2 protein-coding genes and 1 pseudogene are annotated in these 1,674 nt (G+C 35.7%); all 3 read left to right on the plus strand.

Annotated features, from left to right (window positions below; translation table 11 throughout):
- The coding region (locus tag RMN92_RS01795; protein ID WP_309607751.1) for a CinA family nicotinamide mononucleotide deamidase-related protein at nucleotides 1-1,241 on the plus strand (1,241 nt) is incomplete at its 5' end.
- A 72-nt stretch (nucleotides 1,242-1,313) separates the two neighbouring features.
- Nucleotides 1,314-1,550: a 50S ribosomal protein L28 gene (rpmB, locus tag RMN92_RS01800; protein ID WP_144265613.1), complete on the plus strand. Its 237-nt coding sequence runs from the start codon at nucleotides 1,314-1,316 to the stop codon at nucleotides 1,548-1,550.
- Nucleotides 1,551-1,576: 26 nt separating this feature from the next.
- A pseudogene (locus RMN92_RS01805) lies at nucleotides 1,577-1,674 on the plus strand (50S ribosomal protein L33); the annotation flags it as partial.

A 1,674-nucleotide genomic window follows, 5' to 3' on the forward strand; every position in this document is an offset into this window, starting at 1 on the left:
TAGTTACTATCGGTGACGAAATTTTAATAGGTCAGATTGTCGACACAAACTCAGGATTTATTGCCAAATCGCTCGATAAAATTGGTGTAGAAATCAATGAAATGATTTCGATAAGAGACGATAAAACACATATTTTAGAAACGTTTGAAAAGCTCCAAAATAACGTTGATTTAGTTATAATAACTGGTGGTTTAGGGCCAACTAAAGACGATATTACCAAAAAAACATTTTGTGATTATTTTGATGATGTTCTCATCGTTGATAAAAAAGTGGAAACTCATGTCATTGATTTAATTCAAAAAGTAATGAACCGTCCCGCATCTCAAATAAATAGGGATCAAGCATTGGTTCCATCAAAATGTACGGTGCTTCACAATCAAGTGGGTACGGCTCCTGGAATGTGGATTAAAAAGGAAAATACTGTTTTTATTTCGCTTCCTGGTGTTCCATACGAAATGAAGTATCTAGTCGAGCATGAAATTATTCCAAAAGTGGTTCGAGAATATGAGCGTCCTTATATCATTCACCAAACAATTTTGACGTATGGGCAAGGCGAAAGCCATGTTGCAGAACGCATAGAAGACTGGGAAAATAATCTTCCGGAGTGTATCAAATTAGCGTATTTGCCAGCGCCAGGTAGAGTTCGTTTGCGTCTTTCGGCGCGTGGCACAGATAAAGAGAAATTAGAAACTACTCTTGAAAAAAGCGTAAACTCATTAAGTGCTATCATTCACGATATCATCGTAGGTTTTGACGAAGATGAAACCATTGAGGTTGTGGTGGGTAAAATGCTTACCAAGCAAAACAAAACAATTGCAACTGCTGAAAGTTGTACAGGAGGAAAAATAGCACAGTTATTAACTTCAGCAGCTGGAGCGTCAGCATATTTTAAAGGAAGTATTGTTTCCTATGCTACAACAGCTAAAATAGATGTTTTGGGAGTTTCTGAACGTCTTATTAACGAGCATTCCGTAGTGAGTCGAGAGGTAGTTTCGGCGATGGCATTGAATGTAAAAACGATGATGAAAACAGATTATGCAATTGCTACTTCGGGTAACGCAGGACCTTCAAAAGGAGATGCAAATGCGGATCTTGGAACTGTTTTTATTGCATTGGCCACTCCAAAAGAAATAATCGTAGAAGAATTTAATTTTGGTCAACCCCGTGAAAAAGTGATAGATAGAGCGGTAATTAAAAGTTTAGAACTATTACAGAAAGAAATTTTGAAAAATGTGCAATAAATATGTTGCTTAATAGGTTTATTTTTCTTTTCTTTGCACCCTGATTTTGAATAACGATAAAAGATAAGTATAATGTCAAGAGTTTGTGACCTTACAGGTAAAAGAGCGATGGTAGGAAATAACGTTTCTCACGCTATGAACAAAACTAAGAGAAAATTTTCTGTAAACTTAGTTAAGAAGCGTTTTTATCTTCCAGAAGAAGATAGATGGATTACTCTAAGAGTAGCTGCATCTACGATAAAAACAATTAATAAAAATGGAATCGCTGCAGTTTTGAAAAAAGCGCAGACAGAAGGATTTATAAAATAATCCGGTCCTAAAAACTATATAGCAAGATGGCAAAGAAAGGTAATAGAATACAAGTAATTTTAGAATGTACTGAGCACAAAGCTTCTGGCGTAGCTGGAACTTCACGTTACATTACAACTAAAAA

Source organism: Flavobacterium sp. (assembly GCF_031363805.1).
Taxonomy (GTDB): Bacteria; Bacteroidota; Bacteroidia; order Flavobacteriales; family Flavobacteriaceae; genus Flavobacterium.